Origin of the sequence: Terrabacter aerolatus, from assembly GCF_007991735.1 — a bacterium.
GTDB classification, from domain to species: domain Bacteria; phylum Actinomycetota; class Actinomycetes; order Actinomycetales; family Dermatophilaceae; genus Terrabacter; species Terrabacter aerolatus.
Genome location: NZ_BJYX01000008.1, coordinates 138,414 through 155,578 on the forward strand (window position 1 = coordinate 138,414; position 17,165 = coordinate 155,578).

Annotated in this window: 14 protein-coding genes; 11 read left to right on the forward strand and 3 right to left on the reverse strand. The window is 72.0% G+C overall.

Features of this window, described 5'->3' with window-relative positions; all coding sequences use genetic code 11:
• The first annotated feature begins 202 nt into the window (after nt 1–202).
• From dnaK to clpB, 8 genes are all read left to right on the forward strand, one after another.
• Nucleotides 203–2,116 (forward strand): molecular chaperone DnaK, encoded by a 1,914-nt coding sequence (gene dnaK / locus TAE01_RS09815; protein WP_147065906.1) that lies wholly within the window; start codon nt 203–205, stop codon nt 2,114–2,116.
• A complete protein-coding gene (locus tag TAE01_RS09820) occupies nt 2,113–2,835 on the forward strand; it encodes a nucleotide exchange factor GrpE (protein ID WP_147065908.1) in 723 nt (240 codons plus the stop codon). The genes dnaK and TAE01_RS09820 overlap by 4 nt, the downstream gene beginning before the upstream one ends.
• Nucleotides 2,836–2,921: 86 nt before the next feature.
• The gene (locus TAE01_RS09825; RefSeq protein ID WP_147065910.1) at nt 2,922–3,941 is read left to right on the forward strand and encodes a DnaJ C-terminal domain-containing protein; all 1,020 of its coding nucleotides are present in this window, start codon (nt 2,922–2,924) and stop codon (nt 3,939–3,941) included.
• 41 nt (nt 3,942–3,982) lie between these two features.
• Nucleotides 3,983–4,435, forward strand: a complete 453-nt coding sequence (locus tag TAE01_RS09830; protein ID WP_147065959.1) for a heat shock protein transcriptional repressor HspR — start codon at nt 3,983–3,985, stop codon at nt 4,433–4,435.
• A gap of 204 nt (nt 4,436–4,639) precedes the next feature.
• Nucleotides 4,640–7,699: an ATP-binding protein gene (locus TAE01_RS09835; protein WP_186815135.1), complete on the forward strand. Its 3,060-nt coding sequence runs from the start codon at nt 4,640–4,642 to the stop codon at nt 7,697–7,699.
• 194 nt (nt 7,700–7,893) lie between these two features.
• Nucleotides 7,894–8,625: an ANTAR domain-containing protein gene (locus TAE01_RS20875; RefSeq protein WP_246111251.1), complete on the forward strand. Its 732-nt coding sequence runs from the start codon at nt 7,894–7,896 to the stop codon at nt 8,623–8,625.
• Between the two features lie 18 nt (nt 8,626–8,643).
• Nucleotides 8,644–8,907, forward strand: a complete 264-nt coding sequence (locus tag TAE01_RS09845) for a uroporphyrinogen-III synthase (protein WP_147065915.1) — start codon at nt 8,644–8,646, stop codon at nt 8,905–8,907.
• 366 nt (nt 8,908–9,273) lie between these two features.
• The gene (gene clpB / locus TAE01_RS09850) at nt 9,274–11,835 is read left to right on the forward strand and encodes an ATP-dependent chaperone ClpB (RefSeq protein WP_147065917.1); all 2,562 of its coding nucleotides are present in this window, start codon (nt 9,274–9,276) and stop codon (nt 11,833–11,835) included.
• Here clpB and TAE01_RS09855 read toward each other — a convergent pair.
• Nucleotides 11,822–12,421 (reverse strand): HAD family hydrolase, encoded by a 600-nt coding sequence (locus tag TAE01_RS09855; protein WP_147065919.1) that lies wholly within the window; start codon nt 12,419–12,421, stop codon nt 11,822–11,824. The genes clpB and TAE01_RS09855 overlap by 14 nt on opposite strands.
• A complete protein-coding gene (locus TAE01_RS09860) occupies nt 12,418–13,143 on the reverse strand; it encodes a hypothetical protein (protein WP_147065922.1) in 726 nt (241 codons plus the stop codon). Before TAE01_RS09860 ends, TAE01_RS09855 begins: the two co-directional genes overlap by 4 nt.
• A 133-nt stretch (nt 13,144–13,276) precedes the next feature.
• Between TAE01_RS09860 and TAE01_RS09865 the strand changes: the two genes are divergently transcribed.
• Nucleotides 13,277–13,984: an LppX_LprAFG lipoprotein gene (locus tag TAE01_RS09865; RefSeq protein WP_147065923.1), complete on the forward strand. Its 708-nt coding sequence runs from the start codon at nt 13,277–13,279 to the stop codon at nt 13,982–13,984.
• Nucleotides 13,985–13,991: 7 nt separating this feature from the next.
• Complete coding sequence (locus TAE01_RS09870; RefSeq protein ID WP_186815136.1) at nt 13,992–15,752, forward strand: MFS transporter; 1,761 nt, start codon at nt 13,992–13,994, stop codon at nt 15,750–15,752.
• Between the two features lie 102 nt (nt 15,753–15,854).
• Here TAE01_RS09870 and TAE01_RS09875 read toward each other — a convergent pair whose 3' ends face one another.
• Complete coding sequence (locus TAE01_RS09875) at nt 15,855–16,646, reverse strand: exodeoxyribonuclease III (RefSeq protein WP_147065925.1); 792 nt, start codon at nt 16,644–16,646, stop codon at nt 15,855–15,857.
• Nucleotides 16,647–16,698: 52 nt separating this feature from the next.
• Between TAE01_RS09875 and TAE01_RS09880 the strand changes: the two genes are divergently transcribed.
• A partial coding sequence (locus tag TAE01_RS09880) for an SDR family NAD(P)-dependent oxidoreductase (protein WP_147065927.1) occupies nt 16,699–17,165 on the forward strand: 467 nt, incomplete at its 3' end.

Consider the following 17,165-nt stretch of genomic DNA (forward strand, 5'->3'; position numbering starts at 1 on the left):
ACTCGACAGTCGAGACTGTCCAGTCGCAACTGATGGTCAGCCTGGGGAACAATCCGGCCCGCCCCAGAGTTGAGTCGGGTGAACGCAAGATTTGCGAGTCTGGTTTTGACAATCACGCCGGAGCCGGAGCAGATTGAGCGAGGACCTGTTTCACCAGACCATCAGCAACACGATCTCCACCTAGATCACCAAGGAGTCACCCATGGCACGTGCGGTCGGAATTGACCTCGGTACCACCAACTCGGCCGTCTCCGTCCTCGAGGGCGGCGAGCCGAGCATCATCGCGAACGCCGAGGGAGGGCGCACCACGCCGTCCGTCGTCGCGTTCTCCAAGAACGGCGAGGTGCTCGTCGGTGAGGTCGCCAAGCGCCAGGCCGTCACCAACGTCGACCGGACGATCCGCTCGGTCAAGCGCCACATGGGCACCGACTGGAAGTCGCCCGAGATCGACGGCAAGACCTACACGGCGCAGGAGATCAGCGCGCGCATCCTCCAGAAGCTGAAGCGCGACGCCGAGTCCTACCTCGGCGAGTCGGTGACCGACGCGGTCATCACCGTCCCCGCCTACTTCGACGACGCCGAGCGCCAGGCCACCAAGGAGGCCGGTGAGATCGCTGGCCTCAACGTCCTGCGCATCGTCAACGAGCCCACCGCCGCGGCGCTCGCCTACGGCCTCGACAAGGGCAAGGAGGACGAGCTCATCCTCGTCTTCGACCTCGGTGGCGGCACGTTCGACGTGTCCCTCCTCGAGGTCGGCAAGGACGCCGAGGACGGCTTCGCCACGATCCAGGTGCGCGCCACCAACGGCGACAACCACCTCGGTGGCGACGACTGGGACGACGTCGTCGTCCAGCACCTCATCACCCAGGTGAAGAACAAGACGGGCCAGGACCTCTCCAAGGACAAGATCGCGATGCAGCGCCTCCGTGACGAGGCCGAGCGCGCCAAGAAGGAGCTCTCCACCGCGACGAGCACCAACATCTCGGCGCAGTACATCTCGATGACGCCCGAGGGCCCGATCCACCTCGACGAGACCCTGACGCGTGCCCAGTTCGAGCAGATGACCAAGTCGCTCCTCGACCGCACCAAGGCTCCGTTCCACAAGGTCATCGAGGACGCCGGCATCAAGGTCGCCGACATCGACCACGTCGTGCTCGTCGGTGGCTCCACGCGCATGCCGGCCGTCACCGCGCTCGTCACCGAGCTCACCGGTGGCAAGGCGCCCAACAAGGGCGTCAACCCCGACGAGGTCGTCGCCATGGGCGCGAGCCTGCAGGCGGGTGTCCTCAAGGGCGAGCGCAAGGACGTCCTCCTCATCGACGTCACGCCGCTCTCGCTCGGCATCGAGACCAAGGGCGGGCTGTTCACCAAGCTCATCGAGCGCAACACCGCCATCCCGACGAAGCGCTCCGAGATCTTCAGCACCGCCGACGACAACCAGCCGTCGGTCCTCATCCAGGTCTTCCAGGGTGAGCGCGAGATCGCGCAGCACAACAAGTCGCTCGGCACCTTCGAGCTGACCGGCATCGCTCCCGCCCCGCGTGGCGTGCCGAAGATCGAGGTCACCTTCGACATCGACGCCAACGGCATCGTCAACGTCAGTGCCAAGGACCAGGGCACCGGCAAGGAGCAGAAGATGACGATCACCGGCGGCTCGGCCCTGTCGAAGGAGGAGATCGACAAGATGGTCAAGGACGCCGAGGCGCACGCCGACGAGGACCGGAAGCGTCGCGAGGAGGCCGAGGTCCGCAACCAGGCCGAGCAGCTCGTCTTCTCGACCGAGTCCTTCCTCAAGGAGTCGGGCGACAAGGTCCCCGCCGACGTCAAGACGCCGGTCGAGGAGTCGCTCGCCGACCTCAAGGCCGCCATCGCCGAGGGCTCCGAGGCCGGCGCCGACGACATCAAGGCCAAGGTCGAGGACCTCAACACGAAGTCCCAGGCCATGGGTCAGGCCGTCTACGCCTCCGAGCAGGCCTCGGCCAACGCCGCCGGTGCTGCCGGTGAGCAGGGCGGTGCGGAGTCCGGGCAGGGTGCCTCCGGTACCTCCCAGGGCGCCGAGGACGACGTCGTCGACGCCGAGGTCGTCGACGACGACGAGGCCAAGGACGCCAAGTGACCGAGTCCCCGAACCACGGCACGTCCGGCGAGCAGCCCGACGTGACCGCGACGGGCGCGACGGGTGCCGGCGGCGACGCCGCCGGCACCCCGCCCCGTGGCGGCTCGGGCGGCTCCGCCCACGGCGAGCGTCACCACACGTACTACGAGGGCGGCGCCGGCGCGTCGTCCGAGCCCGGCGGTGAGGACGAGTTCGACCACACCGCAAGCGATTCCGGTGAGGCAGTGAAGGCCGGAGAGGCCGGCGGCGCCGACGAGTCCTCGGAGACCGAGGGCACGGCCCTCGCCGAGGAGGACACCATGGCCGCGACGCTGCTCGCCGACCTGCAGCGACTGCAGGCCGAGTACGTCAACTACAAGAAGCGCGTCGACCGCGACCGCGAGGTCATCCGCCACACGGCGGTCGGCAGCGTCGTCGAGTCGCTGCTCCCGGTCCTCGACGACATCCACATGGCCCGCCAGGCCGGCGACCTCGCCGGCGGCCCCTTCGCCGCGATCGCCGACAAGCTCGAGGCGACCCTCGGCCGCTTCGGCGTCGAGCGGGTCGGCGAGGCCGGGCAGGAGTTCGACCCCAACGTGCACGAGGCCCTCATGCACGTCGAGGCCGACCTGCCCGAAGGGGCGACGGGCACGACCGTCGTCCAGGTGCTGCAGCCCGGCTACCGCATCGGTGACCGGCTCGTCCGCGCCGCGCGGGTCTCGGTTGCCGACCCCGCATGAGACGTCCGCCGCCGGGCTGCGCACGCAGCCCGGCGGCATACCCGATGATGGGAGCGAGACAGTTCCCGTGAAGGAGGAGGTGCGCCATGGCTAGTCAGGACTGGTTCGAGAAGGACTTCTACGCGATCCTCGGCGTGCCCCAGGACGCCGACGCGGCGACGATCAAGAAGACGTACCGCAAGGTCGCCCGCACCATGCACCCCGACCACAACGTCGGTGACGCCAAGGCCGAGGAGCGCTTCAAGGAGGTCGGTGAGGCGTATGCCGTCCTGTCCGACCCCGAGAAGCGACGTGAGTACGACGCCATCCGGGCCATGTCGCATGGCGGCGCCCGCTTCACCGCAGGCGGCGCCGGCGGACAGGGCGCCGGCTTCGAGGACATCTTCTCCGCGTTCGGTGGCGCCGGCGGAGCCGGCGGGCCGGGCGGGCAGCGCGTCCGCTTCAACACCGGTGGCGCCGGTGGCCAGCCGAACCTCGAGGACATCCTCGGGCAGATGTTCGGCGGTGGTGCGCCGGGCGCCGGCTACGGCGGCTACGGGGCCACGGCGGGTCCCCGTTCCGGGACCGACGTCCAGGCCAACACCCACATCGCCTTCCGCGACGCGGTCGAGGGGTCGACCGTCGCGCTCAGCTCGCCCGACCTCGGTCGCATCAACGCCCGCATCCCCGCGGGCGTCAAGGACGGCCAGCGGATCCGCCTGCGCGGCAAGGGTCGTCAGGGCGACCCGGGCGCCCCGGCCGGTGACCTCATCCTCACCGTGACGGTCGACAAGCACCCGGTCTTCGGCCGCGAGGGCGACAACCTCACCCTCGACCTGCCGATCACCTTCGCGGAGGCTGCCCTCGGCGCGACCGTCGCCGTGCCGACCCTCGACGGCGGCTCGGTCAAGGTCAAGGTCGCCCCGGGCACGCCGAGTGGCCGCGTGCTGCGGCTCAAGGGTCGTGGCGTCAAGCGCGGCGACCACGTCGGCGACCTCCTGGCCAAGGTCCAGGTCGTGGTGCCCCAGCGGCTGACCGACGAGGCCCGAGAGGCCGTCGAGAAGATGGCGGCGGCCGAGGACGGCCACGACCCGCGCGCCGAGCTGTTCCAGCGGGCCCGGGCCTGACACGCACGGCCGAGACCTGACGAGAGGAGGTGACGACGACGATGGCACGCAAGAGCGCCCGCCCCGGTGGGCACGACGACGACGCCCCCGTCTTCGTCATCTCCGTCGCCGCCGAGCTGGCCGGCATGCACGCCCAGACCCTGCGCCAGTACGACCGGCTCGGACTCGTCTCCCCGTCGCGCACGCGCGGGGGAGGACGTCGCTACAGCACCCGTGACGTCGAGCTGCTCCGCGAGGTGCAGCGCCTGTCGCAGGAGGGGGTCTCCCTCGCCGGCATCCAGCGCATCCTCGACCTCGAGAACCACGTGACGGCGCTTCGGTCGCGGGTCGAGGAGCTGGCCGCCGAGCTCGCCGCCGCCCAGGCCGCTCTCTCGTCCGGCGCCCGGGTCTTCGCGGTCGGGCCGCGGGGTGAGGTCGTCGCGGTGCGTCCGGGGCAGCGCCCGCCCCGGGCCGCGTCCTCCCAGGCCCTCGTCGTGTGGCGGCCCGAGCGGTAGCGTCCGACCTCGGGGAGTCACCCGTGTGTGTCAGACTGTGCAGGCCTCAAGCAGACGGGGCGCGCCGTTGTGGAATGCCGCCGGAGGCAGCTTCTTGACCCCAGTCCCGGAGGTCGTGTGACCCCGCACCACCCTGAGAGCGACGTGCCCGGCGCTCCCATGACGAACGCTTCGAGCTCTGGCGTACCCGCGTCGCCGAGCAGCATGCAGGAGCTGTTCGCGCGGACCGACTGGTCGGCGACCTCACTCGGTGCTGTCGAGTCGTGGCCGGCCAACCTGCGCATCCTCGTCGACGTCTGCCTGTCGTCGCGCTTCCCCATGCTCGTCTGCTGGGGTCCCGACCTGCTCATGATCTACAACGACGGCTACCGCACCCTGCTCGGCGAGAGCAAGCACCCCGGCGCATGGGGCCGGGCGGTGCGCGACGTCTGGCCCGAGGTGTGGGACGTCATCGGGCCGATGTTCGCCGGCGTCACCGGTGGTGGGCCGGCGACGTGGGTCGAGGACGAGCTGCTCGTCGTCGACCGTTCGGGCTACCTCGAGGAGGCCTACTTCACGTGGTCCTACGGCGCCGTCCACGACGACTCCGGTGCGGTCGTCGGCGTGCTCAACGTCGCCACCGAGACCACGGCGAAGGTCGTCGCCGAACGACGCGCCGACGTCGCGTCACGCCTGTTCGCCTCCCTCGCCGATGCCGAGAACGCCGAGGACGTCCGCCGTCGTGCGCTCGAGGTGCTGCGCTCGGACGTCCACGACCACCTCGAGAGCGAGGTGCGCTGGTACGCCCCCGGTGACCCTGCCCCCGAGACCCTCGACGACGAGGGGCGCACGGTGCACGTCGTGCCGGTCGTCGAGCCAGGACTGCTCGAGCCGACCGCCCACCTGCTGCTGACCGAGAACCCCCGGCGGACGTGGGACCCCCAGCTGCAGATCTACGCCGAGCTCTGCGCCTCGCACGTCGCGATGGCGCTGAGCGGCATCCGTCGGCTCCAGGAGGAGCGCCACCGGTCCGAGGCCCTGGCCGAGCTCGACGTCGCCAAGTCCGACTTCTTCGCCAACGTCAGCCACGAGCTGCGCACCCCGCTCACCCTCATCGCCGGCCCGGTGCAGGACGCCCTCGCCGCCGACGGCCTCGACCCCGAGCAGCGCCAGCGCTTCGAGCTGATCCGGCGCAACACCGACCGCCTCGCCGGACTCGTCGACCGCATCCTCGACCTCACCCGGGTCGAGGCCGGCGCGGTCGAGCCGCACTGGGTCGCGGCCGACGTCGAGGAGCTGACCACCGGCATCGCCGCCAACTTCCGCCCGGCCATCGAGCGCACGGGGCTGGAGTTCGAGGTGGTGTGCGACGAGCTCGACCACGAGGCCTACGTCGACGTCGACATGTTCGAGCGCATCGTGCTCAACCTGCTGTCCAACGCCCTGAAGTTCACCGCGCGGGGCCGCATCTCGCTGCACCTGGGTGGCACCGACACCGGGTTCGCCGTGTCCGTCGCCGACACCGGCATCGGCATCGCCGAGAAGGACCTCGACCTCGTCTTCGACCGCTTCCGGCAGCTCGACCGCGGCGACGACCGCCGCTCGCGCGAAGGGGCCGGCATCGGTCTGTCGCTCGTGCGCCAGCTCGTCGACCTGCTGGGCGGACGCGTCGCCGTGCAGTCGCGGCAGGGTCGCGGCAGCACCTTCACCGTGTCGTTCCCGTGGGGGCGCCCCGCCGAGCGGGCGGCCCTGCGTCCCTCGATCACGCCGCGGTCGGCTGAGTCCTTCATCCACGAGGCGAGCAGCTGGGTCGTGCGCGACTCCGTCGCGGCCGAGATGCAGGCCTCCACCGGGGAGACCCGGGTGCCCGGCCCGACCTCGCCGGCCACGAGGCCCGACGGGGTCCGCCCGACGCTCCTCGTCGTCGAGGACAACCACGACATGCGCGACTACATCTCCCGGCACTGCGTGGTCGACTACGACGTCGTGTCCGTCCGTGACGGGGTGGAGGCCCTCGAGCACCTGCGTGACCGGCGTCCGTCGATCGTCCTCGCCGACGTCATGATGCCGCGCATGGACGGACTCACGCTCGTGCGCGAGATCCGCGCGGACGCCAACCTGCGCGACCTGCCCGTCGTGCTCCTGTCGGCACGAGCCGGCGTCGAGGCCAGCACGACGGGACTGCTCGAAGGTGCCGACGACTACGTCGTCAAGCCTTTCCAGCCCGAGGAGCTGCGGGCGCGTCTGGCGGCCAACCTCGTGCGCGCCCGGTCGCGGTCGCGGGACGCGGCCTGGCTCCGGGCCATCCTCGGCGCCATCCAGGAGCCGTTCGTCGTCGTCGACGGCGACGGCCAGGTCGTCCAGGTCAACGACGTGTTCACGCGGACGTTCGGCTGGTCGATCGCCGACGGTCCCCTCGTGCCGCCCTACCCGTGGTGGATCCCCGAGTCGGAGTCGCCCGACGAGCACCTGCAGCACCGGCGTCGCATGGAGCTGCTCCAGTCCGGCCGTCCGGTCGAGCACGACCGCTACCGCATCCTGCGGCGCGGCGGCGGGGAGGCGTGGGTCCACGTCCGGTCGGCGAGCGTGCCCGGCACGGCCGAGCACGACGGCTTCGTCATCGTCGTCGTGCGCGACGAGACGCGAGAGCGGGAGTCGCGCATGCGTCGCGAGCTCGCTGCCCGCATCGCCGTCGACCTCGCGACGGCCGACGACCTCGACCAGGTGCTCGGCACGGCCGTCACCGGCTTCACGGTGCTCTTCGACGGCGAGGTGACGCTGAGCGTCTCGCCGACGAAGGGTGACCCGGTGGTGCTCTCACCTCGCGGGCGCGTCGGCCTCGCCGAGCTCGACGCCGTCGTCCTCCGGGGCCTGCAGTCCTCACCCCACACCCACGACGTGCTCGTGGGCGACAAGCGCGAGGGCCTGCTGCTGCTGCCCACGGCCCAGGAGTCCGACTGCCGCGCGTGGGTGCAGTTCGACGAGCCCCGCCTCGTCTCGAGCGACGAGCTCATCGTCGGTGACCTGCTCGCCCAGTCGCTGGGCCAGGCCGTCGACCGCGTCATCGCGAAGCAGGCGAGGGCCGACAAGGAGCGCCAGCTCGAGCAGGCCATCGAGAGCCACCGCCTCATCGGCCACGCCGTCGGCGTCCTCATCGAGCGCCACCGCATCACGGCCAAGGAGAGCTTCGAGATGCTGCGGCAGGCCTCGCTCAACCGCAACATCAAGCTGCGCGAGATCGCGGCCCGGGTCGTCGAGAGCGGCCAGGACCCCGACCGGGCCTGAGTCCCACCGCACGCGTTCGACCTCCGCCGTACGGCACCGGAGGTCGAGCGCGTGCTGCGTGCACCGCTGTGCCACGGGCGAATTGGCTGATCGGGCCTCGTCGCCGTGTCGCGTTTTGTCCACCGGCAGGGCAAGGTGCAAGACTGTCCTGCCTCCAAGATCGCGGGCCTTCCCACGCATACCCTGGAGGCCCTGTGAGCGACCGGCGACCGGCGACCGCTGCCGTCGATGCGAGCCTCTCGACACAGCTGGCGCTCGTCTCGGCGGCGGCGCGGCAGGTGGTGGGCGCGCAGGACCTCGAGCAGGCGCTCGCGGTGGCGGCCTCGGCTATCGGGACCGCGCTCTCGGGCGAGGCGGTGCTTCGCGTCACCGCGGCAGAGCACGACCTGATCGCCGACTCCTCGGGCGTCGTCCCGCCGTCGGCCCTGCCGCCCTGGGTGCGTGCGGCCCTGACCACGACGCAGCCGAACGGCGTCGTCGGTGCTGCCGGTCGCAAGGAGTCCCAGGCCGTCGGCGGACCCGAGGCTGCGCGCAGCTGTCGTCACGACCCCGACGAGCGCGGCCTCCTGCTGGACTCCTCGAGTGGCCTGAGCGCCTGCCGGGCCTGGGTGGCCACTGGCCGGACCATCGGCCCCGGCGTCGCCCAGCGCCTCGTGGCGGAGCTGCTCCTGCACTGCCTCGCCCAGTCGGTGGACCGCATCGTGACGGTCGAGCGGGTCCGCCACAACGAGGCCAACCTCGAGCGGGCCGTCGACAGCAACCGACTCGTCGGTCAGGCGATGGGCATCCTCATCGAGCGTCACCGGATCATGTCGGAGGAGGCCTTCGAGGTGCTCCGTCGCACGTCGCAGGACCACAACGTCAAGCTGCGCGAGGTCGCCCGGCGCGTCATCGAGACCGGAGCCGAGCCCGACGAGGTCGTCTGACCGCCCTACGCTGGAGTCGTGGAGACGACGCCTGCCGGGGACGACAGGGAGCACCTCATCGTACTGCCCGAGCGTGGGACCGCCGAGTCGCTCGCCGACGAGCTCGAGGCCGAGGGGCTGCACGACGTGCGGGTCGTCCGTGAGGCCCTCGCCGGTGAGGACGACTCCGAGGACCACGAGTGGGCGGTCTACGTGCGCACCCCGTCCGACCCTGCGTATGCCGTGCGCTTCGAAGCGCTCGCGGCCGCCCACGACGGGTGGTACGACCCGGACCCTCGCTGAGCCCTGAACCCTGAGCCCTGAACCCTGAATCCGGCTCGTCTCGACGGTGGCGACGACCTCGTGGTCGGCCACGTCCGTGCCGAGCTGGCCGGCGAGCCGGTCGACGAGGTCGTCGAGGTCGTCGAGGTCTTCGACGGCGCCCTCGTCGTGGCAGGTGCGGAACTGGGTCGTGCGGAAGTGGCGCGCAGCTCCTCGGCGAGCGTGGTCCGGTCCAGGTCGCGAGCCTCGGTGGAGCGGCGCGAGCGGTCGCGATGGCGCGCACGACGCGGCATACGTCACCTTCTCCCACCGCACGAAGTTGAGTGGAATACACTCAAGTCAGCGCCGGTTGACGCCTGTGAACCCACCCCCCGACCAGGAGCACGCATGGACCTACAGCTGACCATCAAGGCTCAGGAGGCCTTCGCCCAGGCCGCGACGACGGCGACCGGCAAGCACCACCCGAACATCGAGCCGGCACACCTGCTGCTCGCGTTGGCAGCCCAGAGCGGCACGACCACCCCGGCCCTGCTCACCGCGGGCGGCTCCACCGTCGCCGCCGCGACGGCCGCGGCGGAGCGTGCGATGGCCACGATGCCCCAGGTCACCGGTGGCACCCAGCAGCCGCAGCTCTCGCCGACGGCGGCCCGGGTGCTGCAGCAGGCCCAGCAGTACATGACGGCGATGGGCGACTCCTACGTCTCCACCGACCACCTCCTGCTCGCCCTCGCCCGCACCGGCCAGTTCGGCCTCGACGCCGACGCGATCGAGAAGGCGATCCCCGAGCTGCGCGGCGGTCGCCCCGTCACCTCGGACAACCCCGAGGGCACCTTCGAGGCGCTCGCGAAGTACGGCACCGACCTCACGGCCCGGGCCCGCGAGGGCAAGCTCGACCCCGTCATCGGACGCGACGCCGAGATCCGCCGTGTCGTGCAGGTCCTCTCCCGCCGCACGAAGAACAACCCGGTCCTCATCGGCGAGCCGGGCGTCGGCAAGACCGCCGTCGTCGAGGGCCTGGCCCAGCGCATCGTCGAGGGCGACGTGCCCGAGAGCCTGCGCGACAAGACGCTCTACTCCCTCGACCTCGGGGCCATGCTCGCCGGGGCGAAGTACCGCGGCGAGTTCGAGGAGCGGCTCAAGGCCGTCCTCGAGGAGATCAAGGGCAGCGACGGGCAGATCGTCACCTTCATCGACGAGATCCACACCGTCGTCGGGGCCGGCGCCGGCGGTGAGGGCGCCATGGACGCCGGCAACATGCTCAAGCCCATGCTCGCCCGCGGTGAGCTGCGCCTCGTCGGCGCGACGACCCTCGACGAGTACCGCAAGCACATCGAGAAGGACGCCGCCCTCGAGCGCCGCTTCCAGCAGGTCTTCGTCGGCGAGCCGTCGGTCGAGGACACCATCGCCATCCTGCGCGGGCTCAAGGAGCGCTACGAGGCCCACCACAAGGTGACGATCGCCGACTCGGCCCTCGTCGCGGCGGCCTCGCTCTCCGACCGCTACATCTCCGGACGCCAGCTGCCCGACAAGGCCATCGACCTCATCGACGAGGCGGCCTCCCGGCTGCGCATGGAGATCGACTCCAGCCCGGTCGAGATCGACGAGCTGCGCCGCTCGGTCGACCGGCTCAAGATGGAGGAGTTCGCGCTCGAGCAGGAGACCGACGCGGCCTCCCGCGACCGCCTCGAGCGGCTGCGCAAGGACCTCGCCGACCGCTCGGAGGAGCTCGCCGCGCTCAACGCCCGGTGGGAGGCCGAGAAGGCCGGCCTCAACGCCGTCGGCGACCTCAAGGCCAGGATCGACGACCTCCGCGTCCAGGCAGACCGGCTCCAGCGCGAGGGCGACCTCGCAGGGGCCTCGAAGATCGCCTACGGCGACATCCCGGCCCTCGAGAAGCAGCTGGCGACCGCCCAGGAGCGCGAGGCCGCGGCGACCGCCGTCGACGAGGAGCCCATGGTCAAGGAGGAGGTCGGGGCCGACGACATCGCCGACGTCATCTCCGCGTGGACCGGCATCCCCGCCGGGCGTCTCATGGAGGGCGAGTCCGAGAAGCTGCTGCACATGGAGCAGCACATCGGCGCCCGGCTCATCGGTCAGGCCGACGCCGTCCGCGCCGTGTCCGACGCCGTGCGCCGCACCCGCGCCGGGGTCTCGGACCCCGACCGTCCGACCGGCAGCTTCCTCTTCCTCGGCCCGACCGGTGTCGGCAAGACCGAGCTCGCCAAGAGCCTCGCCGACTTCCTCTTCGACGACGAGCGCGCCATGGTCCGCATCGACATGTCGGAGTACTCCGAGCGGCACTCGGTCGCGCGCCTCATCGGTGCTCCTCCCGGCTACGTCGGCTACGAGGAGGGCGGTCAGCTCACCGAGGCCGTCCGCCGTCGGCCCTACTCCGTCATCCTGCTCGACGAGGTGGAGAAGGCGCACCCGGAGACGTTCGACATCCTGCTCCAGGTGCTCGACGACGGCCGGTTGACCGACGGCCAGGGTCGCACCGTCGACTTCCGCAACGTCATCCTCGTGCTGACCTCCAACCTCGGGTCGCAGTTCCTCACCGACCCGCTGCTCGGACCCGATGCCCGGCGCGAGTCGGTCATGGGCGTCGTGCGCTCGGCGTTCAAGCCCGAGTTCCTCAACCGGCTCGACGAGGTCGTCGTCTTCGACGCCCTGAGCCGCGACGACCTCGCGCACATCGTCGACCTGCAGGTGCGCGCCTTCGCCGAGCGGCTCTCGGACCGGCGGATCACGCTCGAGGTCAGCGACGAGGCCCGACAGTGGCTGGCGGCGCGTGGCTACGACCCCGCCTACGGTGCTCGCCCGCTGCGCCGGCTCGTGCAGCGCGAGATCGGCGACCGCCTGGCCCGGGGACTGCTCTCCGGCGAGGTGCGCGACGGCGCCACCGTGCAGGTCGGCGTCGACGCGGCAGGGGAGAGCCTCACCCTCGGCTGAAGACCTCTGCGTCCCAACCGAAGTCACGGGCGGCCGCGACGTTCTCGTCGCGGTCGTCCGTGAACCACACCTCCGTGCGGGCGACCACGCACCCGAGGTCGGCCTCGATCGCACGGTGCGCGGCGGCATACGCCAGCGGGTCGGGCTTGACCACGCCGAAGTCGGCGCTGTTGAGCAGGCCGTCGAAGAGCCGGGTGAGCCCGAGCAGCTCCAGCTCGTGCGGCACGTGGTCGGTGCCGTTGGTGAAGACGTAGGTGCGGTGGCCTCCCGAGCGCAGGGTCTCGAGCCGCTCGACGGTCTCGTCGATGACGCAGCCGCGGTGCTCGCGCCAGCGCGTCATGTGCTCGCGCACCCGCGCCGGCTCGGGGACGACCTCCTCGAGCGCGGCGCAGATGGCGGCATACCACTCGTCGAAGGTGCGCCGACCGGTGATGGTCGGCAGGAGGAGGTCAGTGCGGAACGCCGTCGCCGCGACGTGCCCCGCCGGCAGCCCGAGGGCCGCCTCGATGGCGGGGTCGGCGTCGCCCGGTGCGAAGTCCCGGACGACGCCGTCGAGGTCGAAGACGTATGCCGCGTGGTCCCTCACACCGACCCGTCGCGCGGCGAGCGCTCGCCGGAGGGGACCGCGTCGGCGTGCGTGGAGTCGGCGTGGGTGGAGCTGGCGTAGTCCGTGCTCGCCGAGTCGGTGCTCGTCGAGTCGGTGCCTGCGTAGTCCGTGCTCGTGGGGTCGACGTGGTCCGCACCCGGGTGGCCCGAACCGGTGTGGCTCGACCCGTGGCCGGCGTCGGTCGCGGACGACTCGTCGGCCCACGACGCCGTGCCCTCGTGGACGCTGCCCTCGGCGCGGCCGGTCACGACGTCGGCGACCGACGGGCCCTCGCGCTCGCGCCACTCGGCCTCGCGGCGGGAGAGCTCGGCCTCGCGGGTGTCCAGTCCCTCGTGGCGCGCGGACAGCTCGCTCTCGCGGCGGCGCAGGTCCTCGTCGCGCAGGCCGGCCTCGCGGAGGCGGAGCTCGTGGTCGCGGCGGGCGGCCTCGGCGGTCTCCTCGACCTCGGTGAGGCGGGCGGCCTCCTTCTCCTCGCGGCGCAGGCGCGCGCGGCGGCGGGCCGCGGCGGCGACCATCGCCCAGCCGAGCGCGAAGAGCAGGACCGCGACGGCGCCGTAGAGCACGAGCTCGAAGGGCGTCGCGTTGCGCGTGAAGCCGAAGGCCGAGACGGCGACCGTCCCGGTGGCCGCGTGGGTCGCCAGGTAGGTGACGACGCCGGCCCCGGCGCCGATCAGCAGCAGGATCAGTCCGAGCAGGGCCATGGTTCGTGCTCCTTCGTCAGGTGGCGGGGTGGTCCCGCCGTGATCGTCCCCGACCCTAGCCATACCCACATCGCGCCGGACGTCCGAGCGCGGCCGACCGGAGCGGGGTCGCGCCTCGGTTAGCCTGACCACCATGCGCATCCAGGCAAAGCTCGCCGCGGCCGCCCTCTCGGCGCTCAGCGTCGTCACGGTGGCGTCCTGCTCGAGCGACGCGGGGACCACCACGGGAGCGACGCAGCAGTCGCCGGCGCAGCAGCTCGCCGCCGCCAAGGCCAAGGTCGACGCCGCGCCCTCGGTGCACCTCGCGCTCGCGAGCAGCAACGTCCCGCAGGGTTCGAGCGGTGTCGTGTCGGCCGACGGCTGGGGCAAGCACCCGCCGGCATTCAAGGGCACCTTCAAGGTGACGCTCAAGGGCATCCAGGCCGACGCCGAGATCACCTCGCTCGACGGAGACGTCTACGCCAAGCTGCCGCTGATCCCGGGCACCAACAAGATCGACCCGAAGACCTTCGGCCTGCCCGACCCGGCCGTCCTCTTCTCGCCCGACAAAGGCCTGACGACGCTCCTCACGGCCACGACCTCCCCGGTCGCGGGTGACAAGGTGCGGCAGGGCTCCGAGGTGCTGACGACGATCAAGGGCAGCGTGCCGGGCAAGGCCGTCACCGACCTCTTCCTCATCGGCGACCCCACCGGCACGTTCCGGGCGACCTACGGCCTGACCGACTCCCAGGAGCTGCGCCAGGTCGTCATCACCGGGCCGTTCTTCGGCGCCGGGACGACGTCGACCTACACGCTGACGCTCGACCAGTACGGCCAGCCCGTCACGATCACCAAGCCCTGACCCGCCGGTGACCCCACCCGTCCCGGCGTCCGCCGGAGCCCCGACGAGCTCCGGCTCCCGCCGCCTCGCGCTGCTGTCGGCGGCGTCCGCGGCCGTGGCCCTCGCCGCCGCCGACACCTATGTCGTCGTGCTCGCCCTGACCGACATGATGGCCGGGGTGGGGATCGGCATCGACGCGCTCCAGCGGGCAACGCCGATCATCTCGGGCTTCCTCCTCGGCTACATCGCGGTGCTGCCGCTCATCGGCCGCCTGTCCGACCTGCTCGACCGCCGCCGCATCCTGCTCGCGTGCCTCCTCGTCTTCGCCGTGGGGTCGGCGGGCACGGCGCTCGCCGTCGAGATGCCGGTGCTCGTGACCGGGCGGGTGCTGCAGGGCATCGGTGGCGGCGGCCTCGTGCCGGCGACGCTCGCGCTCGTCGCGGACCTGTGGCCGGCGCACCGTCGTGGCACGCCGCTGGGCGTCGTCGGCGCCGTGCAGGAGCTCGGGTCGGTGCTCGGGCCGGTTCTCGGCGCGGTCGTCCTCGCCTGGTCGGGATGGCGGGCGATCTTCTGGCTCAACGTCGCTGCCGCGCTCGTGCTGTATGCCGTCATCCACCTCCTCGGGGCCCGTGGTCTCCCGTCGGGCTCGGGTCGGGAAGGGGCGCCGCCTCGCCGCGGCCGCGCCCGGACGGTCGTCGCAGGCCTGCTCGCGGTCCTCGGCCTGGCGACCACCGGACTCGCGCTCGCCGCACCCGACTCGCTCGTCACCGACGTCGTGCTGGGCGCGCCCTTCGTCCCCTTCGCCGGCACCTCGCGGGTACTGACGCCGATCGGCACGGTCGGGCTCGGACTGCTGCTCGTCGTCGCCGTCCTGACGGCGCCGCGCTGGTGGTCGGTGCTGCGTCGCGTCGACCTCGTCGGCGCCGCGCTCGTCGCGGTCGCCCTGGGCAGCCTCGTGCTGACCTTCGCGTCGTCCGACCCGGAGAAGGAGGTCGTCGGCCCGCTCGGCTACAGCCTGCTGCCGGTCGGGGCCGTCGCCCTCGCTGCGCTCGCGTGGTGGCACCGGCGCGCCGCCGACCCGCTCGTCCCGCGGGGTGTGGTCGGGGCCCGCGGCCTGAGGGCTCTCGTCGTCAGCCTGCTCGTGGGGGCGGCGCTCGTGGCGGTCGTCGTCGACGTGCCGCTGCTCGCGCGCCTCACCGACTCCTACGACGAGACCGGCGCGGCGCTGGTCCTCGTCCGGTTCCTGCTCGCCGTGCCCGTCGGTGCCCTCGTCGGTGGATGGTCGCTGCGCCGGCTCGGGGACGGTGCGGTGGCGGGCGTCGGGCTGCTCCTCGCCGGCGGCGGGATGCTCGTCATGTCGCACTGGACGCTCGACTCGGTCAGCCGGACGCTGCCGGCCACCGTCGTGCTCGTCCTCGTCGGCCTCGGCATGGGACTCGCGCTGGCCCCGGTCAACAACGCCGCCCTGGCCGACTCGCCGGCCGACGCCCACGGGGTGGCGAGCTCCCTCGTCGTCGTCGCCCGCATGGTCGGCATGGTCGTCGGGCTGGCCCTGCTCACCTCGATCGGGCTGGGCCGCTACTTCGAGGCGGTGCGCCGGCTGCCCGACCAACTCGACACCGGCGCCCTCATCGGTGCGGGCGTGGTCCAGGTGCAGACGGTCTTCCTCGGCGGTGCGATCGCCGCGCTGGCCGGGGCGGCGGTCGCGTTCACGCTGGGCGTCACCGGACGGCGCGCGAGCGAGGTCGAGGCGGACGACGCCGACGCCCCCCGCTTCGTCCCCCTCTGACTTCCAACACACCGAGCAGTCGCCAACCCCTGCGGTTGTAGCCGTGCGGAGCTGCCGACTGCTCGGTGTGTTGCGGGGAAAGGTCGGGGGTCGGCGCGGCGGTCAGTCGCCGACCTGGAAGACGACGGGCGCGTGGTCCGACGCGCCCTTGCCCTTGCGCTCCTCGCGGTCGATCGCCGCACCGACGACGCGGTGCGCGAGCGCGGGCGAGCAGAGCGCGAAGTCGATGCGCATGCCTTGGCGCTTGGGGAAGCGCAGCTGCGTGTAGTCCCAGTACGTGAAGGTGCCGGGCTCGTCGGTATGGGGGCGCACGACGTCGCTGTAGCCCGCCTCGACGACGGCTTGGAAGGCGGCGCGCTCACCGGGTGAGGTGTGGGTGCGCCCCTCGTAGTACTCGACGCTCCACACGTCGGCGTCGGTCGGCGCGATGTTCCAGTCGCCGAGGAGCGCGATCTGCGCGCCCGGGTCTTCGGCGAGCCACTGTCGCCCGGCGCCCGCCAGGGCGTCTAGCCAGTCGAGCTTGTAGCCGAGGTGCGGGTCGTCGAGCGCCCGGCCGTTCGGGACGTAGAGCGACCAGACGCGCACCCCGTTGCAGAGCGCCCCGATGGCCCGGGCTTCGGGCACGGCCGTTTCGCCCCAGCCGGGCATGCCGTCGAAGCCGACCTGCACGTCGTCGAGGCCGACACGCGAGACGACGGCGACACCGTTCCACTGGCTCAGCCCGTGGTGGGCGACCTCGTAGCCGAGCGCCTCGAACCGGTCGAGCGGGAACTGGTCCGCCCGGGCCTTGGTCTCCTGGATGGCGAGCACGTCGACGTCGGTGCGCTCCAGCCAGGCAGCGACACGGTCGATGCGGGACCGGATGGAGTTGACGTTCCAGGTGGCGATGCGCACAGTCGGCCACCCTAGACCGCCTGACCGGCGGTGGGTGCCTAGGGTGAGCCGCATGACTGCACAGCGGACGACGCGACCCACGGCCCTCGTCACCGGAGCGAGCGCCGGCATCGGCCACGAGTTCGCGCGGCAGCTCGCGGCGCGGGGGCACGACCTCGTCGTCGTCGCCCGCGATCGGGCCCGCCTCGACGCGGTGGCCGCCGAGCTGACGAGCACGTATGCCGTGCGCGTCGAGGTGCTCGTCGCCGACCTCTCGGACCGGTCGGCCCTCCAGGCGGTCGCCGACCGCGTCGCCGACCCGGGGCGCCCCGTCGACGTGCTCGTCAACAACGCGGGCTACGGCCAGCGTCGCAGCTTCCTGCGCAACGACGTCGCCGTGGAGGAGGCGGCGTTCGACGTGCTGACGCGGGCCGTGCTCGTGCTGTCCCACGCGGCCGGGGTCGCGATGCGGGAGCGTGGCCACGGCCGGATCGTCAACGTGTCGTCGGTGGCCGGTTTCATCGCGTCGGGCTCCTACTT